6 protein-coding genes are annotated in these 5,589 nt (G+C 72.6%); all 6 read left to right on the top strand.

The genetic code is table 11. The annotated features are described in order from the left end of the window. Window positions 1–867 (top strand): aminotransferase-like domain-containing protein (locus ACWGIU_RS27800; RefSeq protein WP_453710264.1); only part of this gene is annotated, 867 nt, incomplete at its 5' end. 31 nt (window positions 868–898) lie between these two features. Continuing rightward, complete coding sequence (locus tag ACWGIU_RS27795; RefSeq protein ID WP_453710262.1) at window positions 899–1,474, top strand: histidine phosphatase family protein; 576 nt, start codon at window positions 899–901, stop codon at window positions 1,472–1,474. Between the two features lie 338 nt (window positions 1,475–1,812). After that, window positions 1,813–2,841, top strand: coding sequence for an N-acetyl-gamma-glutamyl-phosphate reductase (argC, locus tag ACWGIU_RS27790; RefSeq protein WP_453710260.1), 1,029 nt, complete (start codon window positions 1,813–1,815; stop codon window positions 2,839–2,841). Beyond that, window positions 2,838–3,995 (top strand): bifunctional glutamate N-acetyltransferase/amino-acid acetyltransferase ArgJ, encoded by a 1,158-nt coding sequence (argJ, locus tag ACWGIU_RS27785; RefSeq protein ID WP_453710258.1) that lies wholly within the window; start codon window positions 2,838–2,840, stop codon window positions 3,993–3,995. The genes argC and argJ overlap by 4 nt, the downstream gene beginning before the upstream one ends. Then, complete coding sequence (gene argB / locus ACWGIU_RS27780; protein ID WP_453710256.1) at window positions 3,992–4,936, top strand: acetylglutamate kinase; 945 nt, start codon at window positions 3,992–3,994, stop codon at window positions 4,934–4,936. Before argJ ends, argB begins: the two co-directional genes overlap by 4 nt. Beyond that, window positions 4,933–5,589: aminotransferase class III-fold pyridoxal phosphate-dependent enzyme (locus ACWGIU_RS27775; protein WP_453710254.1), on the top strand; the 657-nt coding region annotated here is incomplete at its 3' end. The genes argB and ACWGIU_RS27775, both read left to right, overlap by 4 nt.

Below are 5,589 nucleotides of genomic sequence, written 5' to 3'. Positions count from 1 at the left end.
GCCCCGCCCGGCGCGCCGATCCTGGTGGAGTCCCCGACGTACCCCGGACTGCTGGCCATCGCCCGGGCCTCCGGGTGCCGGCCCGTGCCCGTCCCGGTGGACTCCGAGGGGGTCCGGCCGGAGCTGCTGGCCGCCGCCTTCGAAGCGACCGGCGCGCGGGTGTTCGTATGCCAGCCCCTGTTCCAGAATCCGACCGGAGCGGTACTGGCTCCGGGGCGGCGGGCCGAGGTGCTGCGCATCGCGCGGGCCGCCGGGGCCTTCGTGGTCGAGGACGACTACGCGCGCGCCCTGGCCCACGAGGGCGCGGGCCCGTTGCCCGCGACCCTGGCCGCCGAGGACACCGACGGGGTCGTGGTGCACGTCCGGTCGCTGACCAAGGCCACCTCGCCGAGCCTGCGGGTCGGCGCCCTGGCCGCCCGGGGTCCGGTGGCCGACCGGCTGCGCGCCATCCAGATCGTGGACTCCTTCTTCGTGCCCCGGCCGCTCCAGGAGGCCGCCCTGGAACTCGTCGGCGCGCCCGCCTGGCCCCGCCACCTGCGGACGGTGGCCGCCGAGCTGCGCCACCGGCGGGACGTGCTCGCGGGGGCCCTGCGCCGGGAGCTGCCCGCGCTGGAGCTGCCGCACCTGCCGTCCGGCGGATACCAGTTGTGGGTGCGGCCGACCGGGGGCGGCGACGACACGGCTTTCGCGGCGGCCGCTCTGCGCGCCGGGGTGGCGGTGGCGCCCGGCCGCCCGTACTTCTGCGCGGAGCCGCCGGGCCCGCACGTCCGGCTGAGCTTCGCCGGCGTCTCGGGCCCCGGTGAACTGGTCGAGGCGGTCCAGCGGCTGCGCACCGGCCTGGCGGACGGCCTCGGTCGGGACGCTTGACCCGGTGCGGGATGCGGATAACCATCACCGCATGCATGTTCGGGTTTCGCTCGTCGCCGCAGCCCGTAGTTCCTCGCTGCTCGCCGAGCGTTTCCACGACGACCGCCCGCTGGACGGAGCCGGCTGGCGGTCGGTGGAGTCCGCCGCGCGGGGCCTCGTACCCCTGGGCTCGGCCGAGCTGCGCTACTGCTCGCCGACCCCGCGCAGCCGTGCCACGGGCGAGGCCCTCGGATACGCGCCCCTCGCGCAGCCCGCGCTGCGCGAGTGCGACATGGGCCGCTGGCGGGGGCTGACCCTGGCCGAGGTGACCGCCCGCGAGCCCGGGGCGGTGGATCTGTGGCTCAGCGATCCGCGATCCGCTCCGCACGGGGGCGAGTCCCTGCTCGCCTTCATCTCCCGGATCGGTGGCTGGCTCGACACCCGGCCGGCCGACGACGGGGGTGAGATCGTGGCGGTGGCGGAGCCCTCGGTGGTCCGGGCCGCCCTGGTGTACGCGCTGAAGGCGCCCCCGCTGACCTACTGGAACGTGGACGTCCGGCCGTTGTCCACGATGACCCTCACGGGCTGGTCGGGCAGCTGGCACCTGTGCCTGCGGGCCCCGGCGTAATCCGGTCGGGAGGGCCGTACCGGGCGCCCTGACGCCTGTGCGATGCGAGCCGGAGCAGGGCTGTGCGGTCCATGGGGAGCCGAACGTACGGGTCGCACCGGCCGGCCGAGGAGACGGCGTCCGCGCGGCCGTGACGGCCCCCGCCGGGACGGTCCCGCCACGGGCCGGGCCGCGCCGGACGCTACCGGCGGAATCGCCGCCGCACCCGGGTCTTTCCTGCTAGACATCTTCCTGGAGGCGCGGCGCGCGATCTTCGACGGGACCCTCTCCCCGAGATCGAAGGCATTGCATAAACGTGCAGAAGTACGTATAGTCATGCCATCGATGAGGAGGGTCCGATGGTGGTACGTGTAGCGGTGGCCGGTGCGAGCGGGTACGCGGGCGGGGAAGTCCTGCGCCTCCTGCTCTCGCACCCCGAGGTGGAGATCGGCGCCCTGACCGGCAACTCCAACGCCGGACAGCTCCTCGGCTCCCTGCAACCGCACCTCGTGCCGCTCGCGGGACGCACCCTGGAGGCCACCACCTCCGAGGTTCTCGCCGGCCACGATGTCGTCTTCCTCGCCCTCCCGCACGGCCAGTCCGCCGCCGTCGCCGCCCAGCTCGGCGAGGACGTCCTCGTCGTCGACATGGGCGCCGACCACCGGCTCAAGGACTCCGCCGACTGGGACGCCTTCTACGGCGCCCCGCACGCCGGTACCTGGCCCTACGGGCTCCCCGAACTGCCCGGAGCGCGCGAGGCGCTGGCAGGCACCAGGCGCATCGCCGTCCCCGGCTGCTTCCCCACCGCCGTCTCCCTCGCGCTCTTCCCCGCCTACCAGGGGAATTTCGCCGAGCCGGAGGCCGTGATCGTCGCCGCCACCGGCACCTCCGGCGCGGGCAAGGCCCTCAAGCCGCACCTGCTCGGCGCCGAGGTGATGGGCTCGGTGACCCCGTACGGCGTGGGCGGCGGACACCGCCACACGCCCGAGATGGTGCAGAACCTCAGCCCGATCGCGGGTCAGCGCGTCTCCGTCTCCTTCACGCCGACCCTCGTGCCCATGGCACGCGGCATCCTCGCCACCTGTTCGGCCAAGGCGCTCCCCGGCACCACCGCCGAATCGCTGCGCGCCGCGTACGAGAAGGCCTACGCCGACGAGCCCTTCGTCCACCTGCTGCCCGAGGGCCGTATGCCGTCCACCAAATCCGTCCACGGTTCCAACGCCGTCCACGTCCAGATCGCCTACGACGAGTCCGCCGGCCGGATCATCGCCGTCAGCGCCATCGACAACCTGACCAAGGGCACCGCCGGCGGCGCGGTGCAGAGCATGAACATCGCCCTGGGGCTTCACGAGAGCCTGGGTCTTTCGACGATCGGAGTCGCACCGTGAGCGTCACGGCAGCACAGGGATTCACGGCAGCGGGCATCGCCGCCGGGATCAAGGCCAACGGCAACCCCGACCTGGCCCTCGTGGTCAACAACGGGCCGAGTCTGGCCGCCGCGGGCGTCTTCACCTCCAACCGCGTCAAGGCCGCCCCGGTGCAGTGGTCGGAGCAGGTCCTGCGGGGCGCCGCCATCAGCGCGGTCGTCCTGAACTCCGGCGGCGCCAACGCCTGCACCGGCCCCAAGGGCTTCCAGGACACCCACGCCACCGCGGAGAAGGCCGCGCAGGTCCTCGGCGGCGACTTCAACGCCGGCGAGATCGCGGTCGCCTCCACCGGCCTGATCGGCGTCCTGCTCCCCATGGACAAGCTGCTCCCCGGCATCGAGACGGCGGCCGCGGCCCTGTCCGCGGACGGCGGCGAGTCCGCCGCCATCGCCATCAAGACCACCGACACCGTGCACAAGACGGCCACCGTCTCGCAGGGCGGCTGGACCGTCGGAGGCATGGCCAAGGGCGCCGGCATGCTCGCCCCGGGCCTGGCCACCATGCTCGTCGTCCTCACCACCGACGCCGACCTGGACAGCGCCACCCTCGACAAGGCGCTGCGCGCCGCCACCCGCACCACCTTCGACCGGGTCGACTCCGACGGCTGCATGTCCACCAACGACACGGTGCTGCTGCTCGCTTCCGGCGCCTCCGGCCAGGTGCCGGCGTACGAGGACTTCGCGGAGGCCGTGCGCAAGGTCTGCGACGACCTGGCCCGCCAGCTCATCGGCGACGCCGAGGGCGCCAGCAAGGACATCCGCATCGAGGTCATCGGTGCGCTGACCGAGAACGACGCGGTCGAGGTCGGCCGGTCCATCGCCCGGAACAACCTGCTCAAGTGCGCCATTCACGGCGAGGACCCGAACTGGGGCCGGGTGCTCTCCGCGATCGGCACCACCCAGGCCGCCTTCGACCCGGACCGGCTGAACGTCGCCATCAACGACGTCTGGGTCTGCCGGAACGGATCGGTCGGTGACGACCGCGACCTGGTCTCGATGAAGGGCCGCGAGGTCCGGATCACCGCCGACCTGTCGAACGGCAGCGAATCCGCCGTGATCTGGGGCAACGACCTGACCGCCGAGTACGTCCACGAGAACAGCGCCTACTCCTCATGAGCGACGAGAAGACCGGCCGGCCCGGCACCTCCGACGGCACCGCCCGCAAGCACACCGCCCTGCCCAAGGCGCAGATCCTCATCGAGGCCCTGCCGTGGCTCACCCGCCACAACGGCAAGATCGTCGTCATCAAGTTCGGCGGCAACGCCATGATCGACGAGGATCTCAAGGCCGCCTTCGCCCAGGACGTGGTCTTCCTGCGCCAGGCCGGCCTGAAGCCGGTCGTCGTGCACGGCGGCGGCCCCCAGATCAACGCCCAGCTCGACAAGCAGGGTCTGGTCAGCGAGTTCAAGGCGGGGCTGCGCGTCACGACCCCGGAGGCCATGGACGTCGTACGGATGGTCCTGGCGGGCCACGTCCAGCGCGAGCTGGTCGGCCTGCTCAACCAGCACGGGCCGCTCGCCGTCGGCATGACCGGCGAGGACGCCCGCACCATCATCGCGACCAAGCACAGCCCGGAGATCGGCGGCGAGGTCATCGACATCGGCCGGGTCGGGGAGATCACCTCCATCGACACCGGCGCCATCGAGGCCCTGCTGGCGGACGGCCGGATCCCGGTCATCTCCTCCATCGCGGGCAGCGCCGACGACCACCACGTCTACAACGTCAACGCCGACACGGCGGCCGCGGCGCTCGCCGCCGCCCTGGGCGCCGAGACGCTGATGGTCCTCACCGACGTCGAAGGCCTGTACGCGGACTGGCCGAACAGCGACGAGGTGATCAGCAAGCTCACCGTCAGCGAGCTGGAGAAACTGCTGCCCGAGCTGTCCAGCGGCATGGTGCCCAAGATGGAGGGCTGCCTGCACGCCGTGCGGGGCGGCGTGAGCACCGCCCGCGTGCTCGACGGGCGGGTCCCGCACTCGATCCTGCTGGAGATCTTCACGGACGAGGGCATCGGCACGATGGTCGTGCCCGACGACCGGTCAGGGGGAACGGAATGACGAAGGGCACCGGCAACCAGGAGTACGGCGCACGCTGGCAGGGGGCGCTGACCAACAACTACGGCACCCCCGCGGTCGCGCTCGTACGGGGCGAGGGCGCCCAGGTCTGGGACGCCGACGGCAAGCAGTACACCGACTTCGTCGGCGGTATCGCGGTCAACGCCCTCGGGCACGCCCACCCGGCGGTCGTGCGGGCCGTGACCGAGCAGATCTCCACCCTCGGCCACGTCTCCAACCTCTTCATCTCCGAGCCGGTCGTCGCGCTCGGCGAGCGGCTGCTCCAGCTCTTCGGCCGCCCCGGCAAGGTCTTCTTCTGCAACTCGGGCGCCGAGTCCATCGAGGCCGCCTTCAAGATCGGCCGGCTGACCGGGCGGACCCACATGGTCGCCACCGACGGCGGCTTCCACGGCCGTACCATGGGCGCCCTCGCGCTCACCGGCCAGCCCAAGAAGCAGGAGCCCTTCCGGCCGCTGCCGGGCGACGTCACGCACGTCGCCTTCGGCGACGTCGAGGCTCTGCGGGCCGCTGTCACCGAGGAGACCGCGCTCGTTGTCATCGAGCCCATCCAGGGTGAGAACGGCGTCGTCGTACCCCCCGCCGGGTACCTGACGGCCGCCCGGGAGATCACCCGCGCCACCGGCACCCTGCTCGTC

The sequence above is a fragment of the Streptomyces sp. NPDC054840 genome (assembly GCF_053611065.1).
Note: the sequence above shows the minus strand (reverse complement) of the source record. Positions and strands in the feature narration are given on the sequence as shown.